Annotated in this window: 20 protein-coding genes; 3 read left to right on the forward strand and 17 right to left on the reverse strand. The window is 32.2% G+C overall.

What is annotated here, in order from left to right:
• Positions 1 to 66: 66 nt before the first annotated feature.
• The 10 genes from HMPREF3125_RS02290 to HMPREF3125_RS02335 all read right to left on the reverse strand — a co-directional run bounded on the left by HMPREF3125_RS02290 (position 67) and on the right by HMPREF3125_RS02335 (position 8,224).
• Positions 67 to 753: a type 1 glutamine amidotransferase domain-containing protein gene (locus tag HMPREF3125_RS02290; protein ID WP_070451663.1), complete on the reverse strand. Its 687-nt coding sequence runs from the start codon at positions 751 to 753 to the stop codon at positions 67 to 69.
• Positions 754 to 772: 19 nt separating this feature from the next.
• Positions 773 to 1,777 (reverse strand): NADP-dependent oxidoreductase, encoded by a 1,005-nt coding sequence (locus tag HMPREF3125_RS02295; protein ID WP_070451950.1) that lies wholly within the window; start codon positions 1,775 to 1,777, stop codon positions 773 to 775.
• A 37-nt stretch (positions 1,778 to 1,814) separates the two neighbouring features.
• Positions 1,815 to 2,261: a MarR family winged helix-turn-helix transcriptional regulator gene (locus HMPREF3125_RS02300; protein ID WP_070451665.1), complete on the reverse strand. Its 447-nt coding sequence runs from the start codon at positions 2,259 to 2,261 to the stop codon at positions 1,815 to 1,817.
• Between the two features lie 167 nt (positions 2,262 to 2,428).
• Complete coding sequence (gene rbsK, locus HMPREF3125_RS02305; protein WP_046467258.1) at positions 2,429 to 3,337, reverse strand: ribokinase; 909 nt, start codon at positions 3,335 to 3,337, stop codon at positions 2,429 to 2,431.
• A gap of 23 nt (positions 3,338 to 3,360) precedes the next feature.
• Complete coding sequence (rbsD, locus tag HMPREF3125_RS02310) at positions 3,361 to 3,765, reverse strand: D-ribose pyranase (protein ID WP_029056702.1); 405 nt, start codon at positions 3,763 to 3,765, stop codon at positions 3,361 to 3,363.
• Between the two features lie 18 nt (positions 3,766 to 3,783).
• Positions 3,784 to 4,665: a ribose/proton symporter RbsU gene (rbsU, locus tag HMPREF3125_RS02315; protein WP_017637789.1), complete on the reverse strand. Its 882-nt coding sequence runs from the start codon at positions 4,663 to 4,665 to the stop codon at positions 3,784 to 3,786.
• A 192-nt stretch (positions 4,666 to 4,857) separates the two neighbouring features.
• Positions 4,858 to 5,802 (reverse strand): amidohydrolase family protein, encoded by a 945-nt coding sequence (locus HMPREF3125_RS02320; protein ID WP_017637790.1) that lies wholly within the window; start codon positions 5,800 to 5,802, stop codon positions 4,858 to 4,860.
• A gap of 17 nt (positions 5,803 to 5,819) precedes the next feature.
• The gene (locus tag HMPREF3125_RS02325; protein ID WP_046467261.1) at positions 5,820 to 6,443 is read right to left on the reverse strand and encodes a nuclear transport factor 2 family protein; all 624 of its coding nucleotides are present in this window, start codon (positions 6,441 to 6,443) and stop codon (positions 5,820 to 5,822) included.
• A gap of 238 nt (positions 6,444 to 6,681) precedes the next feature.
• Positions 6,682 to 7,707, reverse strand: a complete 1,026-nt coding sequence (locus HMPREF3125_RS02330; protein WP_017637793.1) for an NAD-dependent formate dehydrogenase — start codon at positions 7,705 to 7,707, stop codon at positions 6,682 to 6,684.
• A 157-nt stretch (positions 7,708 to 7,864) separates the two neighbouring features.
• Positions 7,865 to 8,224 carry a Na-translocating system protein MpsC family protein gene (locus HMPREF3125_RS02335; protein WP_070451668.1) on the reverse strand — a complete coding sequence of 120 codons (360 nt, stop codon included), beginning with the start codon at positions 8,222 to 8,224 and terminating at the stop codon, positions 7,865 to 7,867.
• Between the two features lie 162 nt (positions 8,225 to 8,386).
• Here HMPREF3125_RS02335 and HMPREF3125_RS02340 point away from each other — a divergent pair, with 162 nt between their 5' ends.
• Positions 8,387 to 8,935, forward strand: coding sequence for a cysteine hydrolase family protein (locus HMPREF3125_RS02340; protein WP_046467263.1), 549 nt, complete (start codon positions 8,387 to 8,389; stop codon positions 8,933 to 8,935).
• Between the two features lie 289 nt (positions 8,936 to 9,224).
• On the opposite strand, the gene HMPREF3125_RS02345 is transcribed toward HMPREF3125_RS02340, so the two are convergent.
• The 4 genes from HMPREF3125_RS02345 to HMPREF3125_RS02360 all read right to left on the reverse strand — a co-directional run bounded on the left by HMPREF3125_RS02345 (position 9,225) and on the right by HMPREF3125_RS02360 (position 13,354).
• Positions 9,225 to 10,592: an MFS transporter gene (locus HMPREF3125_RS02345; RefSeq protein ID WP_070451670.1), complete on the reverse strand. Its 1,368-nt coding sequence runs from the start codon at positions 10,590 to 10,592 to the stop codon at positions 9,225 to 9,227.
• A 186-nt stretch (positions 10,593 to 10,778) separates the two neighbouring features.
• The gene (gene brnQ, locus HMPREF3125_RS02350; protein WP_046467265.1) at positions 10,779 to 12,140 is read right to left on the reverse strand and encodes a branched-chain amino acid transport system II carrier protein; all 1,362 of its coding nucleotides are present in this window, start codon (positions 12,138 to 12,140) and stop codon (positions 10,779 to 10,781) included.
• Positions 12,141 to 12,403: 263 nt separating this feature from the next.
• Positions 12,404 to 12,961: a sugar O-acetyltransferase gene (locus HMPREF3125_RS02355; RefSeq protein ID WP_070451672.1), complete on the reverse strand. Its 558-nt coding sequence runs from the start codon at positions 12,959 to 12,961 to the stop codon at positions 12,404 to 12,406.
• Positions 12,962 to 13,132: 171 nt separating this feature from the next.
• Entirely contained in the window at positions 13,133 to 13,354 is a 222-nt protein-coding gene (locus tag HMPREF3125_RS02360) for a hypothetical protein (RefSeq protein WP_017637798.1), read from the reverse strand.
• 314 nt (positions 13,355 to 13,668) lie between these two features.
• Between HMPREF3125_RS02360 and HMPREF3125_RS02365 the strand changes: the two genes are divergently transcribed.
• The gene (locus HMPREF3125_RS02365; RefSeq protein WP_070451674.1) at positions 13,669 to 14,706 is read left to right on the forward strand and encodes a PTS sugar transporter subunit IIC; all 1,038 of its coding nucleotides are present in this window, start codon (positions 13,669 to 13,671) and stop codon (positions 14,704 to 14,706) included.
• A 56-nt stretch (positions 14,707 to 14,762) separates the two neighbouring features.
• Here the strand turns inward: HMPREF3125_RS02365 and HMPREF3125_RS02370 are convergent, their stop codons facing one another.
• Together HMPREF3125_RS02370 and HMPREF3125_RS02375 are read right to left on the reverse strand one after the other, a co-directional pair.
• Entirely contained in the window at positions 14,763 to 15,332 is a 570-nt protein-coding gene (locus tag HMPREF3125_RS02370; RefSeq protein ID WP_017637800.1) for a hypothetical protein, read from the reverse strand.
• An 81-nt stretch (positions 15,333 to 15,413) separates the two neighbouring features.
• A complete protein-coding gene (locus tag HMPREF3125_RS02375) occupies positions 15,414 to 16,367 on the reverse strand; it encodes a hypothetical protein (RefSeq protein WP_070451676.1) in 954 nt (317 codons plus the stop codon).
• A 284-nt stretch (positions 16,368 to 16,651) separates the two neighbouring features.
• On the opposite strand from HMPREF3125_RS02375, the gene HMPREF3125_RS02380 reads away from it, so the two are divergent.
• Entirely contained in the window at positions 16,652 to 17,161 is a 510-nt protein-coding gene (locus HMPREF3125_RS02380) for an immunodominant staphylococcal antigen IsaB family protein (protein ID WP_017637802.1), read from the forward strand.
• A gap of 66 nt (positions 17,162 to 17,227) precedes the next feature.
• On the opposite strand, the gene HMPREF3125_RS02385 is transcribed toward HMPREF3125_RS02380, so the two are convergent.
• Entirely contained in the window at positions 17,228 to 17,965 is a 738-nt protein-coding gene (locus HMPREF3125_RS02385) for a methyltransferase domain-containing protein (RefSeq protein WP_070451678.1), read from the reverse strand.
• Positions 17,966 to 18,251: the final 286 nt, after the last annotated feature.

The following is an 18,251-nucleotide window of genomic DNA, read 5'->3' on the forward strand; positions in this document are numbered from 1 at the left end:
TTTTTAGTCCAACTTTTGGGGTGCACATCATTTCAACTATAATCAAGTACTCTTTTTTATTCTAATCTATTTATTTAACAATGCTTTTACTTCACGGGCAACATGTTCTGGTGATTGTGGGTTTTGGCCAGTAACGATTTGTCCATCAACAACAACATATGGACGAAATGGCAATTTAGCTTTACTATAATGTGCGCCACGACGTTTAATTTCGTCTTCTAATTTAAAAGGAACGACATTTTTACGATTGGCAAGCACTTCTTCTACATTTGAAAATCCAGTCAATTGATGTTGATCAATAATGAAACGGCCTTTACTATTTTTAGCATTTAATAACCCTGCGATGCCATGACATACAGCTGAAACAATACCACCATGATTATAAATTTCATTAATTGCATTTTGTGCATCTTTATTATCAGGAAAATCAAACATCACACCATGACCACCTGTAAAATAAATGGCGTCATATTGTTTAGGGTCCGCTTCAGCAATAGGTTGCGCATACTTCAATAAATTCATAAAGTTCTCATCATATAAATATGATTTAGTCGTTTTATCTAATGTTAGACGTCCAAGACTTACTGGATCGATAGGTGTGTTGCCACCTGTAATGTTGAATAAATCGACTTGGTAGTCATCACTTCTAAATTGATTATAAAAATGTACGAGTTCACTTAACCATAAACCAGTTGGTATTTCAGTACCTTCAAAGACATCAGTACTTGTATTTACTATCATTATTTTTTTCATTGTATCGGCTCCCTATTCTCTATTTATCTTCCATCTTAATAATAATTTTACCTTTAGCTCTACCGCTATTTGAATATTCAATAGCTTGTTGAGTATCTTTAAAATCATATACTCTATCTATAACTGGTTTAATTTGACCTTTTTCAATTAAGTTGCGAATGATTTCAAGCTGTTCGCCGCTAGGTTCCATAAATAAAAATTCATAATTGACATGATGTTTCTTTGCTTTAAGTAATAGTTTTAAAGATGCCAAGCCTAATAGCGTAGTTTTAGCAAATCCAAGTTTCAAACGTCGTCCTAGTTTAGCTGTTGGAATACCTGAAACTGATGCCACTGTACCGCCAGTCTTGAGTACCTCAAATGAATGATTCAAATTATCTCCACCCAATGTATCAAATACACCATCATAGTTTGATATTTCTTTCCAAAAGTTTTGTTCTCTATAATTAATTATTTTATCAGCACCTAATTGTGATACAAGGTCGTATCCTTTAGGACTTGCTGTTGTCGCTACAAATAATCCCATTGCTTTAGCCAATTGAATAGCAAATGTACCTACACCACCTGATCCAGCTTGAATTAATACTTTATCACCTTTTTTAAGTTTCATCATATCATTAAACGCTTGATATGATGTTAGACCAACAAGAGGTACACTCGCTGCTTCTTCAAAAGTTAAATTATTTGGTTTTAAAGCAATATCATGTTCATCAATTGAAATATACTCTGCAAATGTGCCTATTTTCTTTTTCCGTGGACGACCATATACCTCGTCTCCAATTTTAAATTGTTTTACGTTACTACCAACTTCTGTAATGACACCAGAAAAATCATTTCCTAGTATGAGCGGGAATTGATATTTCAATAATATACGTAACTCACCATCTCTAATTTTAAAATCTATAGGATTTATACTTGCTGCTATAATTTTTACTCTTACTTCATTTGGATTCATACTTGGTATCGGCATACGTGTTTCAGTTACAGGGTTATTTCCATATTGATAGATAACCATTGCCCTCATATCTGTTTTCATCTTTATCTCTCCTTTAAATGAATGTTTAATGATGTCTGCTTAATACTTGTTCTAGTTGATCGAGTTGATTCACGAAGTCGATAAGTTCTTGCTCACTAAATTCATTATTTAATCTTGATTTCAAAGTATTAGCAATTTTTGAAGTAACTTCACTAATCAATTTCTCTCCCTCATCAGTTAATGTGATTAATTTAATTCGCTTATTATCAGAAGGTGCTTGCGCTACATAGCCTTTGTCTTGAAGTTTATTTATTCTCTTTGAGGCTGCCGTCTTAAATATATTTTGCTGTGTGGCTAATTCTCCAACAGTCATTGAACCATTAGCTTGTATCATTCTAAGTGCTTCAATTTGTTCTCTTGATAATACATCATCAAGTCCTGTTTCTTTAACCATGTCATCGATTTCTTTATTAATGTGCATCATTACAACATGAAATTGGTTAATGGATTGTTCTAGTTGATTAATATTCATTTTATTGCCCCTATTTCAAAAGTAATTATTTAATAGTACACCGGGTGTACTATTAAATATAAGATATCTTTCTTTATAATTCAAATGATTGATTTGATTAATACTTTTTAGAAATTAAAAACCTCTGATTAGCCGTTCAAAAAGAAGACTATCAGAGGTTTATATGATTATTCTACTTCTTCTGCTAAAGGAATAGAGGCTTGTGCGCCTGATTTTTGTACTGTAAGTGAAGCTGCCCTGTTAGCAAAATCAATGGCTTCAACAAGATTACGTTCTTCCATATTAAATCGACTGACGAAAGCGCCGATAAAAGTATCTCCTGCTGCTGTTGTATCAATGGCTTTTACTTTTTGAGCTGGTACTAATCCAGAATCATTTTCAACGGCATAATATGTACCTTGTTCTCCTAAAGTAATGATGACCACTTTTGCACCTAATCCTAAGAAATAATTCGCATTTTGTGCCATAGACGCTTCATCTGTGACAGGGGTGCCTGATAATATTTCTGCTTCAAATTCATTAGGCACAATCACATCAATTAATTCCAATAATTCTTGTGGTAATTCCTTGGCTGGTGCTGGATTTAAGACTGTCGTTACACCTGCTGCTCTTGCTACTTTGAAAGCTTCAATGATTGCTGGTACCGGTACTTCTAACTGTGCAACAATGAAATCTGCTTGTGTAATTGCCTCTTTAGCACTAACAACATCTTCTGGTGTAATGGCCATATTTGCACCGCCATAGACGTAAATCGTATTTTGACCTTGCGCGTCAACAGTGATAAATGCTTGGCCAGTTGATTCAGTTTCAGATTCTAAAATATAATCTATATTCATACCTGCATCTTTAAAATCGTCGAACATAAATTGCGCTAATCCATCTTTACCTACTTTAGAAATAAATGTCGTATTAGCTTTCATACGTGCTGTTGCAATAGCTTGGTTGGCACCTTTACCGCCACCATAGGATTGTTGTGCTTTTTCCACATGTAATGTTTCCCCTGGTTTGGCATATCGTTCAACTGTTAAAAATTGGTCTACATTTGTAGATCCCAAAATAACGACTTTATTAGTCATAACAACCTCTCCGTTTCAATTAATTAAAATGTTACGTTTGATTCAAGGATGATATTAGAGAATGGTGTAGTTTCACCAGTACGTATATTTCCTTTATTTAATGGATGACTTAAATATGCTTTCATTTCAGAATGTGGAATAAATTCAATTTCCACATCATCATCAATTAAATTTTTAATTTGTTTTAACTGTGTCGCATTATTTGTTTTGATTTCTTCAGCTAAATAAATTTTTTGAATTTTCATTTCTGATAATACTGTTTCTAGTACATCAATAAATTTAGGTAATTCCTTTGTTACTGCTAAATCAATTCTTCTATCATCATTTGGGATAGGCATTCCCGCGTCGTTAACTGTCAGTAAATCATAATGACCAATCGTTGCGATAGCTTTTGATACATGACTATTGAGTAATGCTGTTTTCTTCATCAAAATCTCTCCTCTTTATTATTTGATAAATACTGTTACAGTCGCTGCTACTAAAATAAGTACTAATCCAATGACAGTGACTAACATTTCTTTAGATGTTTTACGTTGGTTTAAGAAGTAAATGCCAGTTAAAGTTGCAAGCACAACAGAAGTTTGAGATAGTACGAAACCTGTTGCTAAACCATTCATATTTGGTTGTGCAGAGATAAGATATGTCAACGCTGCAAATGCAAAGAAGAAACCTGAGATAATTTGCAACCATGTTACTTTCATAGTAAATGGATTACTTTCTTTCATGTTCATCAATCCATAAATAACAGCTACAATCACCATACCGATTGCTTGTGGTAAGAATGCTGCTTTACCACCGATATCTGTCGCTTGTGGTGCTGCTGAATATAACCAATAACCAATTTCACCAATTAATAAAATCACAACTGCTTTTCTTAATAATTTGCTATTTGTTGCTTCTGGATGCTCATCCCAAACTGTCATACGCGCACCAATTAAAATAACAATTAATGCGATAAATCCGATAATTTTATTTGTAACACCAGGCCAGTTACCAAGTGCAAAGACGCCCCATAAAGAAGCACCTAACAATTGAAATGCTGTTGTTACTGGCATTGCACGTGATGATCCTACATATTCAAATGCTTTGAATGTCATGATTTGACCAAAACTCCACCCTGCGCCTGATAACAGTGCAAAGAATAAATCCATACCTGTTGGGAAACTATGACTTGTCGATGCAAAGAACACAATGGCAAAAATTAATGTTCCGACAGTAGCACCTATAATTTGGTTTACTGGTTTACCACCAAATTTTGAAGCGATAGTTGGAAATAGACCCCAACCTATTAGTGGTCCTAAACCAATAAGTATTGCGACTAAATTCATTATTAAACACCTCTATCTATATTTTTTATAATGACCAAATTTTTAGGAAAACGCTTTACTCAAGTATAGCACTATCATGTATAATTGATGAAATATTAAGAGGACAAAAGATCTATTCTGATTTATTGTCATAACTTATTCAAAATATAAAAGGAGCGTATCCTCATTGGAACGCTCCTTTTTTAAATACTATTATTTATTTGAAAATCCTAACAATTTACTTGCATTGTTATATAAGAATTTTTCTTTTTGTTCATTAGATAATTGATCTGTAGATTCAAGCTGATTCGCTAATAATTTAATTACTTCATCAGTTGTATAAGGAGCATCTGCACCATACACAATTTTATCTTCATCCACCATTTCTAATAATGTTGGTAATTGATAAGGTAATACCATACCGGCTAAATCAAAGTATAAGTTTTTCATAACTTGTTCGATATCATCCGGTCCATTTTCAACATTAAACATTTTATTACCTATGCTCACACGTTGTGCGATAACTGGTAACAACGCACCGCTATGTGGCACAATCCATTTAATATTAGGATATTTACTAAACACATTATTTTGACTCATGAAAATAATAGTACGTGTCGTATCAAAGAAAAATTCCATCAATGGTGATAGTATTTTTTCTTTAATTGAATCATTAACTGGTTTAGGTTCATTAGGATGAATTGCTACTAATGCGTGACGTTCATCTAGTTTAGCAAGTATTTTATCTAAACGATCATCACCTAAATAAATACCTCGTGCATTGGTTGGTAATGTAAACCCTAATGCATGTTGGTCATCTAAGGCACGGTCGATCATTTGAATACTCTCTTCTACTAAAGGTAGAGGTAATGATGCGAAGTAGTCTAATTTATCTTGATGCGCTGTTACCATCTCAGCAGCATAGGTATTCGCTTCTTCAGTTAACTCAAGCATTTCTTTATCTGGTGCAGCACTTAAATGTGGGCTTGAAATTGATAATACACTATAATCTATCTCTTCATCTTCCATTAACTTTAAATAACTATCTATTGAAAATGAAGGCGTTGGTACACCGTCACCTTTACCATCAAAATAATCATCTAAAAATTTCACAAATCCTGGTGAAAGATAATGTGAATGTAAGTCTATTTTTTTCATCTTTAATACTCCTTTATTTATATCGTGTCGTTTTGATAAGTTAACCATTGATCTAAACGTTGATAATAATCGTTCAATTGCTCTGGTCGATCAATACCTTGTAATTCATGATTTACACTATAACCAATGTAATTTAGGCAATAACTTAAGCATGCATAACTTGAACGATATGCTTGTAACTGTTCGTCTGGAATAGTAATCGTTGAAGGTACGACAGGTGTAAGACTATCTTTTTCATAGACACATTCCATATTTTGGATATACCAAGTGTCTCCTTCTTTAACTAATCCATACACAATTTTCGCATCTGAATTGAGTTGCATTTGAACATCCTCAATAGGTAATCGTGCTTGGATTGTTGCCTGCATAATTGCAACTGCTCTATGTTGATTAATCCAAATCTGTGAATTATAAATTTGATGCGGTGCATAACGATTCATTTCTTTTGATGATTCTACAAATTCAGCGCCTGACCCTTTAAACCACGAAATATTTACCGTTGAATCTTTTGAAAAACATTGATACATACTGTCCCAAAGACTGTTATCACGACAAAATCTTTCAAATTGAATCAGTTCTAATATATTTTCTTTATCAAGTAATGTTTCGTTCGTAAATGGTTTATTTCTTTCGAATAACATAATCTATCTCCTTTAATTTATAACTAAAGTCTAGTTTTGCTCATTCCAATTAATATGTGGACATCTATCCGTTTATTATGAAAAAGATAAACCTAAATTACAACCAATTTGTAATCGATGCTAAATAATAAAAATAGAGAAACATTGTCCAGGGGTAAACAATGTTTCTCTATTATAGATTTATATTTTTTAAGGGAGATGGGAAAGGGTAATATCCATGGCTATGGTGTTGTGTGAATTATTTTGCGTTATAGCTTGCGCTTGTGATTTGACCTCCGTCAACTATCACATCTTTGTCTTGGAATGGTTCATTGTTAAAGAAACGATTTAAAATATCTTTTGTACCCTCTTCTATACGTTGTTGTGCTTCTAATGTCATACCTGAATAGTGTACAGTCATTGCATTTCTAGGCATATTTCTCCAAGGGTGATCTGCAGGAGCAGGTTGTGGATACCATACGTCGCCAGCATAACCTTGAATGTGTTTAGATTCTAATTGTTTTACTAATGCTTCTGTATCTACAATTTTACCTCTAGCTGTGTTAACTAAATAACTACCTTCTTTCATTTTACTTAACACATCGTTATTAAATAGTGTATCTGTATCTGGTGTAAGTGGTGCATGAATAGTAATTGCATCACTTGTTGATACTAATGTTTCAAAGTCTACAAATTTTGAATGTTCATTATCTTTTTGGTTGATTGGGTCATAATGTTGAATTGTTACGTTAAATGGTGCTAAACGTTCAGCTACTAATTGACCAATTCTACCGAAACCAAAGATACCGATTGTTTTATTTTGTAATTCATGTGCGTCATTACCAACTCTAGAAAGGTTCCATTCACCTTCAACTGATTGTCTATGACCTTCTTCATAATTACGTAGTAAGATTAATAAGTCCATAACAGCATGTTCGGCAACACTTACTGTATTACTACCTGTTACTTCTACAACACCCACATTGTTTTCACTAGCTGCTTTTAAGTCAACATGGTCAGAACCGACACCTGCAGTAATAGCTAATTTTAAGTTTGGTGCTTTTTCAAGACGTTCTTTAGTCATATAAGCTGGATAGAATGGTGCACTAATAACAATATCCATATCTGCTAAGTGTTTATCTAAGTCAGCTTCACCATCAGTTAAGATGACTAATTCATGTCCTTTTTCTTCTAAAAATGGTTTTAAACCAATTGCTTTTTTAGTATTTAAAATTTGATTTTCTTCGCCCTCTACATATTCTGGAAATAATGCTACTATTTTCATAAAATAATACACTCCTATAAAATTTTTTATTTAAAATTTAAATTACTTCTTAATACACAAAAATACCTGCTACTATTTGCACATATCACCCCCTTGAATAATTAATTTTATTCAAGCGTAGTTAGCAAACAGCACCAGGTACCTTACACCAGCACGCTTATTCTATTGATTTATCGAAAACAAATATTGACACTACTTCATCAGCAGCTAAATCAACATCTGTAAATAGTTTTACAAATTTAGCACCGACAAGTTCTTCCATCTCATCAGGATTGACCTCATCATATAGACGCTTTACTTCTTGTGTTCGTGCATGACGTAACATTTCTTCATTACGTTCATCACGCAAGTAAAAGTTTTCAACTTTACTTAATGCACCTGTCATAAAAGCGATTGCCCAATTACCTTTAAAATCGACTTCGATTTTTTCAGGTCCTTTACCGACATGTTCTTTACGATAGGCACGTACAAGATTAGCAAAGGCTTGCTCTTTTTTTCTTTTATCTATTTGACTCACCTTCTTCTAATTAAGAAGCGTTTTCAATTACGTTACAGATACCATTGTAATACTTTTGACAAAATTTTCAAGAGAAATGATCACAATTTAGACACAAATCTAAATATTTCTTTTTTTTTAGTTACATACGTTAGAATTAACAAAACGTTTAGGAGAGATAAAATGACTAAAAAACAAGCACTCGTTATTATAGATATACAAAATGATTACTTCGATGGTGGTAAAAACCCACTTGTTAATCCGGAAGCTGCTGCAGACAAAGCAGTTCAATTGAAAGATGCATTTAAAGAACAACAGTTACCTGTTATTTATATTCAACATATTGATCATACTGAAGGTGCTCCTTTATTTGAAGCAGGTACTAATGGTATTGAAATTCATGAAAAATTCAATGTACAATCTGATGATATTATCATTGAAAAGCAATATCCTAATAGCTTTTTAGGTACAACTCTACAAGACACTTTAAAAGAACAAGGTGTTGAACAACTTGTGATTACAGGTATGATGACACATATGTGTATTGATTCTACAACAAGAGTTGCGGCTGAACTTGGCTATCAGCCTATTCTAGTTGAAGATACAACTGCTACATGTGATTTAGAGTATAATGGCGAAACAGTCGATGCTAAAAATGTTCAAACTGCATATATTTCAGCATTATCAAACTTCGCTTCAGTAACAACAACTTCAGAATTTTTAACTAAATAATAAAGATTTTGCTCTCATATTTGAAATGAGCGATTTATAATCTAATATCTGAATTATAACTAAAGACCTTCTTATTGCATTTTATGTGCAATAAGAAAGTCTTCTTTATTATTAATGATTGCCACCTCAATCAATCTAGATAGGGGAGGGGATAATGCTCTGAAGAAAAGTAGATTTTTAGACCGCCGTTACACTAACTTCAGACAAACCGAACACTTACATCTAGCCAAATAATCCCTTCATGGCAGTTATATACAAGCATCTTTCCCAATTATCCCCTTTGTCCGCATTAACTAGTCAGTTCATTCTCAACGTTCTTTCCGACTGGCTCCCATTTCAGTACGAACGTAATTGTTAAACCTATTAAAGGTACAAGACCAATAATTAACATGGTTTGATTTAAACCTACAGTTGCTAAAATAATTGGGAATATGAACGTACCTATAATACTACCTGTTCTACTTACTGATTCTACAATTCCTGTCGCTTGTGAACGTAATTGCGTTGGAAATGACATTGCTCCTATCGTTTTACCTTGTGTACCTGGTTCCCCTGCATGTCCAAATAAGAATAGTGCGATTAAACATGAATTAATTATCATAGGCATAACACTATATAATAATCCCGTCATAATCATGACAAAGAGTACAATAGCAAAGCCTATCATTGTGAGTTTACGTGTACCTATCCGATAGGTATATTGTGCTCCTAAATAAGCACCAATAATACCAGCAATATTAACAATTCCAGTCCCAAGTAGCACACCTAGTTTATCTTCACTTATCATATATTTTGCAATTATAGGGATATATAAACCAACCGCATAATACTGCATTCCTTGTAAGGTAGAAATTGCTGTTGCTAGTGTAATTCTTTTTAAGTATGGCGGCTTTAAAAGTCTTTTATATTCAGGTTTAGCTGTGTCTATTTCTTTAACATCTGTTTCATTTTCTACTAATTGAATTTGAACGTCATAATGCTTTTGAATATATAGTGATGCTTTTTTAAGAGATAAATGATTAACAATCCATGTCGGACTTTCTTTCAAGTATTTCAATCTCATAATGTATAATATGAGGGCAATACCCCCTCCAAATGCAACTGCCATTCTCCATAAGAGTTCTCCAACACCTAATAAGAAAAACATAATGACCACTAATGAAGATATTACAATAGCGATGTACCATACAACTTGCCAGTAATTAACATTACGACCTCTTTGTACTTTATTACTAATTTCTGCAATAAATGTGAAGGCAACTGGACTATCCATACCAATAGCGATTCCCATTAAAAATCGGCTAATTAACAACATAAATAAATTAGGTGATATGGCTGCACATAATGATGTAACGATAAGAATTAAAAGAGAAATAGAAAGGATTCTTTTTCTCCCAAAACGGTGTGCTAAACTCCCTCCAAAAATCGCACCTATCAATGCACCTACAGGTAAAGATGTCATCACAATGGATAACATTGTGGGAGATAAATGAAACTCTTTTGTAATTTGATCAGTCATTGTTCCTAAAATGGTAATATCATATGCATCTAAAAATATCGTTCCCAATACCATTAAAAGTAACATTTTAGAAGTCTGTTGCTTATCAGAATCATCAATAATTCTGTATAAATCTTGCTTAGACTTTACCATTTCCATATTAACCATCCTTTAGATTTTCGTTAGATTAAGCTTAATTAATGATTATTAATTCATTATTAAGTAAAAATAAATATTTATTTAAGCCTTCTTTATTTCGCATATAATATTAATGAATATTTGTTTAATTGATATAAAAAATCGCGCCTATCTTATTAAGGATAGACGCGATACACTCTTAGAATTCTATTCATTTGTTGAAGATTTATTTGAACGAACTTTGTAAACAATGAAGCCAATAATAAAGCCAACCAATGCTGGTAAAATCCATCCCATTCCAATATCGAAGAATGGTAGGTATTTTTCACCTAATGAAATAACGAATTTAGCAAATGATGTTTTTAAAAATGGTTCTGGACTTGCTTTAACTCCGTCAATGAATGAAGCAATCATAGTGAAGAAAATCGTGAATCTATAAACAATAGTTGAGTGGTTAAATAATGGACTAATTAATGTTAATAAAATAATTGTGATCGCTAATGGATAAATGAACATCAATACAGGTGTTGAATACATAATGATTTTCGTTAAACCAACGTTAGCGAATACACATGCTAAAATACTGACTACTGTCGCAAACATTAAGTAGCTACGTTTCGGGAACAACTCAGTAAACGTTTCAGAAAAGGCTGTGATTAATCCAATAGCTGTTTTTAAACATGCCACAATAACAATCAATGATAGGATAATGATGCCGTAATCTCCAAGATAATGTCTCGCGATTTGTGCTAATGCGATACCTCCATTTTCACTCACTTTGAATTTACCGATACTCATTGTACCCATAAACGCAAGTAAGCTATATATGATACCCATTAATACAATACTGATTGTTCCTGACTTAATTGTTTCTTTAGCAATACTATTAGGATTTGTAATACCTAACTTTTTAATCGTTGTTACGATGATAATACCAAATGCTAGTGACGCTAATGCATCTAAAGTATTATAACCATCAATAAATCCTTTGAGCAGTGGGCTCTTACTATAATCCGCACTTACTGGCGCATTAGTTAATCCACCTAATGGATGGATAAAGGCTAAGACAACAACGATACCTAATAAGATTAAAAATACAGGATTTAAAAATTTCCCTATGTAATCTAAAATTTTAGATGGTTTTCTCGCAAAGAACCATGCTAATAAGAAGAAAATAATACTAAAAACTGGTAAATAAATCTTCGCAGCACCTGGTGAGATAAATGGTGAAAATGCAATTTCAAATGATGTCGTTGCTAACCTAGGTAAAGCAAAGAATGGTCCGATTACTAAATATAGACCTATTGTAAATATGTATGCGTACGTTTTACTTACCCTTGAAGTAATTTCAAAAATGCCATTTGTTTTAGACATACCGATTGCTATGATACCTAAAAATGGTAACCCAATGGCTGTAATTAAAAAGCCTAAATTGGCTATAAATACGTTTGATCCTGCTGTTTGTCCTAGATGAATTGGAAATATAATATTCCCTGCACCAAAGAATAAACCAAATAGCATTGATCCGATAAAAATATTCTCTTTTAATGTCAATTTGTTTTTCATCATGTCTGTTTATTCTCCTAGTTATTTTTTGTTCATTATACATTATATTTTGTAAAGGAAAAATGTAAATAACAAGAAAATTTTTAAAAATTAGACAATAATGGTTCATCATTACACATAAATGTATAAAATTACATTTTAATGCACTTAATAATTGATTTTACATATTTAAACAGACCTTTTTCGTATAGCTTTTCAAAACTTTATTATTAGCCGATTTATTCTTCACTGCAGAAATTAGCGATTCATTAAAACTGTTTATGCCTCTATTCTTCTAATTGTTTAATGACTTTAGCTGGTACACCTGCTGCAAGTGAGTTATCAGGTATGTCTTTTGTTACTACTGCACCTGATGCGATAACTACATTATCACCTATCGTAACACCCGGTGTAATAGTTACCTTGCCTCCTATCCAAACATCATTTCCTATATTAACTGGGCTTGCTTGTGCTAAATATTCTCGTCTGCCTTTTGCACTCAAAGGATGATTAACAGTATAAATATCGACGTTTGGACCTATCATGACATGATTTCCTATTGTTACTGGTGCAATATCCAAAATAGTAAGATTATAATTAGTTAATACATCATGCCCTACATGTATATTGCTTCCATTATCGCAATTGAATGTAGCTTGGAAAGAAATGTTATCTCCAGCTGAACCTAATATTTCACGAATTTTCTTTTCCTGTTGTTCTGGATCTGTAGCAGGAATGGCATTAAATTCTTGGCATAATTGCGCGGCTCTTGCTTTACGATCTGCTACTTCTTTATCATCAAAATGATATGGCATACCTTTATCAAGTTTTTCAATTTCTCTCATAGTAATCCGACCCTCTCGTTTCTATATTATTCAATGTGAATTTAACTTAATATATCAATCAATAACTCTGTAATTATGAGTTTTTTAGTGATATTCAAAAAGCTGTAGTCTGCCAATATTTAGCAATCTACAGCTTACCCCTTTTATTACTTTACTTGTTACACTTAAACATTATAAATATTGATCTGCATGTTCTAATCTATAATGTTCAGTGACTTCTTTTTCGTGGTCAAATTCTTTTTGACTTAATTTTTTAATGTTTTCCACTGCGTAGCCTAATTTTTTAGCAAATTCTTCTACTTCATCTTTATTTTTAGCAATAACAAACATAGTTAGAACATTATCGTCGACAATATCTTTATTGTGTTGATAATCTAATTTGAAAAATTTCATAAGAATCTCCCCCTCTGTTGTGTATATTATATACCCCAAAACATAAATTTATACATGTAAATTGTTATATTTTATGTCTATATTGTTAAAACATTTATTTTGTAAAAATAAACAAATGATTTCCAAACGAATTGTATACTTTTTTAACTTCTATATAGATTTACAACTCGAATTCTGAATTTGAATTTTCAAAAAGATTAAATATTTAATAATAATTATTTGTGGGCGATTTAATTTTTTGAACATTATGTTACAATTGTGAAATGATTTTTTATAGAGATGGTATTTAAATTGTACTAAAGGGGTTAATATACATGAATATTATTTTAGGCGTTGGAACACTTGTCGCCGTGTTAATTATAATGACTTTATTTTTAAAATTTGCACCATACGGTAAGGAAGGCTTACAAGCATTATCAGGTGCAGCTTGTGCGACATTCCTTCCCCAAGCATTCTTAAGCTATGCCATAGGTGGTATCTTACATATTAAATTCTTACAAGACATCGGGGATCTTGCAGGTAGTCTAGGTGGTATCGCAGTGGGTATACTCACATGTATCAATTTAGGCGTATCACCAGTATTCGCTATTATTGTAGGTCTAGTATTAAAAGATTTCAGTTTATTACCAGCGTTTATCGCTGCATATATTGTTGCATTCATCATTAAATTTATTCAAAAGAAAGTACCAGAAGGTTTAGATTTAATCGTAGTTATACTCATTGCACCAGCATTAGTTTATGGACTCGCTTCTATAATCAATCCAGGAGTCACAGCCGTATTAAACCAAATTGCCGGCGCTGTTAACTCAGTTGGCGATAGTAGTCCTTATGCATTAGCAATTATATTAGGTCTTATTATTCCAGTAACAAGTATGACACCATTAAGCTCAATGGTACTTGCAAGTATTTTAGGTCTAACTGGTCTACCAATGGCTATCGGTGCGATTACTTGTACCGGCGCATCATTTGTAAACTTTACGCTATTCAATATTTTAAAAATTGGCGAAAAACCAAATCGTTTCGCCGTCTTTATAGAACCATTGACACAAATTGATTTAATTGTAAAATATGTGTCCGTATTATACGGAACCAACGCTATTATAGGTATGGTCAATGCTTGCATTATCACATTTAGCGGTCTAAAAATAGGCGTAACTGGTATGGCAACGCCTATTGCAGGTGCCATTGTACTATTTGGCTTTAATAATCCAGTATCATCCGCTATAACAATTATTGCCGTAGCAATTACTAGCTTAATACTCGCTTACATTATTGGCACATTAATTAAAAAATTTGATTTAATGCACTTACACATCCCAATGCCTGGTAACAAAAAAGCGAAACATTCATAGAATAAAACCATCTCCCAAAAATGCGGCTAAACTCGCAATTGGGAGATGGTTTTTTATTATTCTTCACTAATTAATTCTTTTGTATATTTTTTTGTTACTGATTTAATAATAATCAATACCATGGCTGTTACTGCTACTATAACCAACGAAGCGCCACCGACATACTTAAAGACTTCCTCACCGTTAGTATAAGCGACTACATCAGATTCAGTAGTTCTCATTTTTGAAGTTATTAATAGATTTATACCATAAGTTAAAGGTAATGCGCTGACCATACTCCACAATATAATGGGAAATATTCCCCAAGTACTTGTATATTTAAATAATGGTAAAAATAAAAGTAAGTATGGTGTAAATATGACAATGATTGTAACTGGAAATACAATTGCCCAAAGTGTTGCTGCTTCTAACATAAAATAAAACGTGAATTCGTAGATACCTATTGAAATAAGGACAACATAAGCCAAACTCAAACAATATTTTACCCAACTGTCTAACTCTATTGCTATGTCCATTATTCTTTTCTTATTTTTACTTATAGAATTGATTAATTCTACAGCTAATAAAATAATTACAAATACAATGAGGGATGTTATAAACCATTCCATAACAGGCGCTTCAAACATATTTCATTTAATCCTTTCTTATAGAAGTCGTTGATTATAAGGTACATACTTCTTATACATTATTATGAGTTGCATTAAAGCTTAATAACCTGATCCTACTTTGTCACCATTTTCATCATATTTCGTCACATAGCCATCATCAACATCTACAGTATATGATCCTGCTAAATTGCCATCTTTATCATCATATGAGAATCCCCATTTACCATCACTTGTTTTTTCAGGTTCTTTAAATGTATATTCGTCTGTATCTAAATTTTCTCCTTCGTAGGATTCTACTTTATCAATAACGTTATCACGTGTAACTTCTTCAGAATCAGAACTACTATCTGATGAACTATTATCATCTGAACTTGAATCGTCATCACTTTCTTCATCGTCATCATCTGAGAATGTTGGCATTTTATCATAAATATTAATCTTGTTAGCTACTGATTCAAATTCACTAGAATCTTTATATTTTTCGTAGACTTCTTTAGTGTCGTGTTCTTCACCGTACTTTAAAGCATCTTTATATGAAGGAATTTCACTTTGAGTACCACCTAAATAAATTTTATCGTCACTGACACCTATAATAGATCCAAACATTCCTACAGAAGGAGATACACCATAAAATTTCATCCCTTCAGGTGAATTTGGAATATCTTGAATTTCTCTACTTACAGCAAAATTTTTCAAAGTTTTAGTCTCTTTACCATCTGACATCTGAGCTGTATATCTACCAGTCAAAATATCATTTTTCGTTAAAGTATATTTACCTGATTCATTCGCTAAAAATACTAAAGCTACTTTCTCTTTCTCAGATAAGTTAGCTATGTCATTACTAGATGAACTTTTCGAACTATCTGAATTACTTTCTTTATTTGAGCTATCTTTACTAGAAGATGATTTTGAATTATCCCCTTTGTTGCTATTTTCACTTTTTTGACTATCTTCTACATTTGACGCACCTTTGTTGTCACTTGATGAGTCATCATTATTACACGCTGCCAACAATAAAAGTGCTGTTCCACTTAAAAATAACAATTTCTTCACTAATAAGTCCCCTTTGTTTAGTTAATGATTTAATTTAAATATGCATAAATTTACATTTATTGAAAAAATACTTTATACATATAGACTATACTATATTTTTATATAAATATAGACACGAAACAAAAATATTTCACAATATAGATATAAATGAATTATGTACTATATATCATTAAATAAAATAAACGAAAATAAATTTATACTTTAAGTTTGAATATCTTATAATAATATTGTAAATTAAAAGTGGTAGTGTTTTCACTACCAAAATCATATAGGAGTGATGCTTTATGAAGAAATTAACAAAAACTTTTGTTGCTAGTAGTATTATTCTCGGCACTGCATTAGGAGTAAGTGTTTCTGCAGACAATGTATCATCTCACGAAGCTCATGCTGCTTCATCTCAATATTGGTATAAATATAATGGTTATACCGCTTCTGGTGGCAATTTTGTGTTAAGTTCATCTTTCTACAATGGACTAAAAGCAGGTAACGTAGAATTCAACGGTGTGAAAGTAAATAGTAAGTATCAAGCACCCAATAATTCTAAAGATATTTATGATCAAAATTTCCAACAATATAAAAACCACAAAGCAAATAATGTAGAATTTAAAATCAAACCAAATACAATTACTTTAAAACAAGTGAAACAAAAATATGGTAATCACTACGATTTCCAAAATCCATTAAATGGTCCTACTAAGAAGAAAGGCGATGGCTTATATAGTTATCAAGTAGGTAAAGGGCATATTGTTTTTGTTGTACAAAATGGATATGTCACATACGCGAATGTATCTTAAACATAACTTTTAATATATAAACGAGGCTAGAACCCATTTTGCGGGTTCTAGCCTCTATCTTGTTTATTAACCTTTGATTTTTCCTGTTATGGCAAAGGCCATATCTCGTATAAAAGCAGCTGGATTTTGATTCGCTTCTTGATTTAATTTATCTTTAAATGTATCCATTGAGAAATTGTCTTCCACTACGTGATGTGCTTTCATTCTAGGTAACATCATTCCCACTAACCATTCTAAATCATTATTTTCAGAAGTATGAATCACCGCTTCAGCGAAGTAATCTATATCACGCATACCTATTTCGTTAAATAATTGATATAGTTTTTGTCCAATATGAATATCTCCACCTTCTTTTTCAACAGTATCCCAGATCCACTGTATTGCTGTTTGATGGTTTGGTAATTGATCTGCACCCGTTCCTCCATTAATCGCATCACTCTCTTGAAAACAAAATTGCCCGCCAGGTTTTAAAAATCCTTTTAATATAGATAAAGCTTGTTTCACATCAGGCAAGTACATTAATACGCGTCGACCAACAATTGCATCAAATTGACCCAACGTTTCGGGTAATTGGTAAATATCATGTAATTGATAACAGACATTTGTATATGAATTTCCTTCAATTGCTTTAGCCAATAAGTCTTCATTCATATCGATACCAATAACTTCTCCTTGTGATCCTACGCGTTCGGCGATTAATTGTGTTACTTCACCAGTAGCACATCCAATATCTAGTACACGCATACCTTCATGAATATCTGCACGCTCTAGTAATTTGTTAATAACTTCATTTCTCTTATTCATCTATTTTTCTCCTTCATCAAACATTTTTGATTATATATCTTACTGAAGCTCACTTTATACTAAAATATAAATGACGCATTAAATCTATTTACAAACTGAACAACAAAATTATATAATATTATCTTAATATAAATACATGATTAGAAAGGACAGACATCATGAAATCAACTCGCATCTTATATTTATTATCAATCATTTTAAGTATAGTTAATTTATTCGTTGTTTATACAACATTTTTTACTAACTTATTTAATGATACTAAGTTCTCACTATGGTATTGGCCAGG

Origin of the sequence: Staphylococcus sp. HMSC13A10 (assembly GCF_001808005.1) — a bacterium.
Classification (GTDB): Bacteria; Bacillota; Bacilli; order Staphylococcales; family Staphylococcaceae; genus Staphylococcus; species Staphylococcus pasteuri.

Bases quoted from the DNA above. Each gene is read 5' to 3' on its own strand.
- HMPREF3125_RS02290 (WP_070451663.1), bottom strand. From the start codon at position 753: ATGAAAAAAATAATGATAGTAAATACAAGTACTGATGTCTTTGAAGGT.
- HMPREF3125_RS02295 (WP_070451950.1), bottom strand. From the start codon at position 1,777: ATGAGGGCAATGGTTATCTATCAATATGGAAATAACCCTGTAACTGAA.
- HMPREF3125_RS02300 (WP_070451665.1), bottom strand. From the start codon at position 2,261: ATGAATATTAATCAACTAGAACAATCCATTAACCAATTTCATGTTGTA.
- rbsK (WP_046467258.1), bottom strand. From the start codon at position 3,337: ATGACTAATAAAGTCGTTATTTTGGGATCTACAAATGTAGACCAATTT.
- rbsD (WP_029056702.1), bottom strand. From the start codon at position 3,765: ATGAAGAAAACAGCATTACTCAATAGTCATGTATCAAAAGCTATCGCA.
- rbsU (WP_017637789.1), bottom strand. From the start codon at position 4,665: ATGAATTTAGTCGCAATACTTATTGGTTTAGGACCACTAATAGGTTGG.
- HMPREF3125_RS02320 (WP_017637790.1), bottom strand. From the start codon at position 5,802: ATGAAAAAAATAGACTTACATTCACATTATCTTTCACCAGGATTTGTG.
- HMPREF3125_RS02325 (WP_046467261.1), bottom strand. From the start codon at position 6,443: ATGTTATTCGAAAGAAATAAACCATTTACGAACGAAACATTACTTGAT.
- HMPREF3125_RS02330 (WP_017637793.1), bottom strand. From the start codon at position 7,707: ATGAAAATAGTAGCATTATTTCCAGAATATGTAGAGGGCGAAGAAAAT.
- HMPREF3125_RS02340 (WP_046467263.1), top strand. From the start codon at position 8,387: ATGACTAAAAAACAAGCACTCGTTATTATAGATATACAAAATGATTAC.
- HMPREF3125_RS02345 (WP_070451670.1), bottom strand. From the start codon at position 10,592: ATGGAAATGGTAAAGTCTAAGCAAGATTTATACAGAATTATTGATGAT.
- brnQ (WP_046467265.1), bottom strand. From the start codon at position 12,140: ATGATGAAAAACAAATTGACATTAAAAGAGAATATTTTTATCGGATCA.
- HMPREF3125_RS02355 (WP_070451672.1), bottom strand. From the start codon at position 12,961: ATGAGAGAAATTGAAAAACTTGATAAAGGTATGCCATATCATTTTGAT.
- HMPREF3125_RS02360 (WP_017637798.1), bottom strand. From the start codon at position 13,354: ATGAAATTTTTCAAATTAGATTATCAACACAATAAAGATATTGTCGAC.
- HMPREF3125_RS02365 (WP_070451674.1), top strand. From the start codon at position 13,669: ATGAATATTATTTTAGGCGTTGGAACACTTGTCGCCGTGTTAATTATA.
- HMPREF3125_RS02370 (WP_017637800.1), bottom strand. From the start codon at position 15,332: ATGTTTGAAGCGCCTGTTATGGAATGGTTTATAACATCCCTCATTGTA.
- HMPREF3125_RS02380 (WP_017637802.1), top strand. From the start codon at position 16,652: ATGAAGAAATTAACAAAAACTTTTGTTGCTAGTAGTATTATTCTCGGC.
- HMPREF3125_RS02385 (WP_070451678.1), bottom strand. From the start codon at position 17,965: ATGAATAAGAGAAATGAAGTTATTAACAAATTACTAGAGCGTGCAGAT.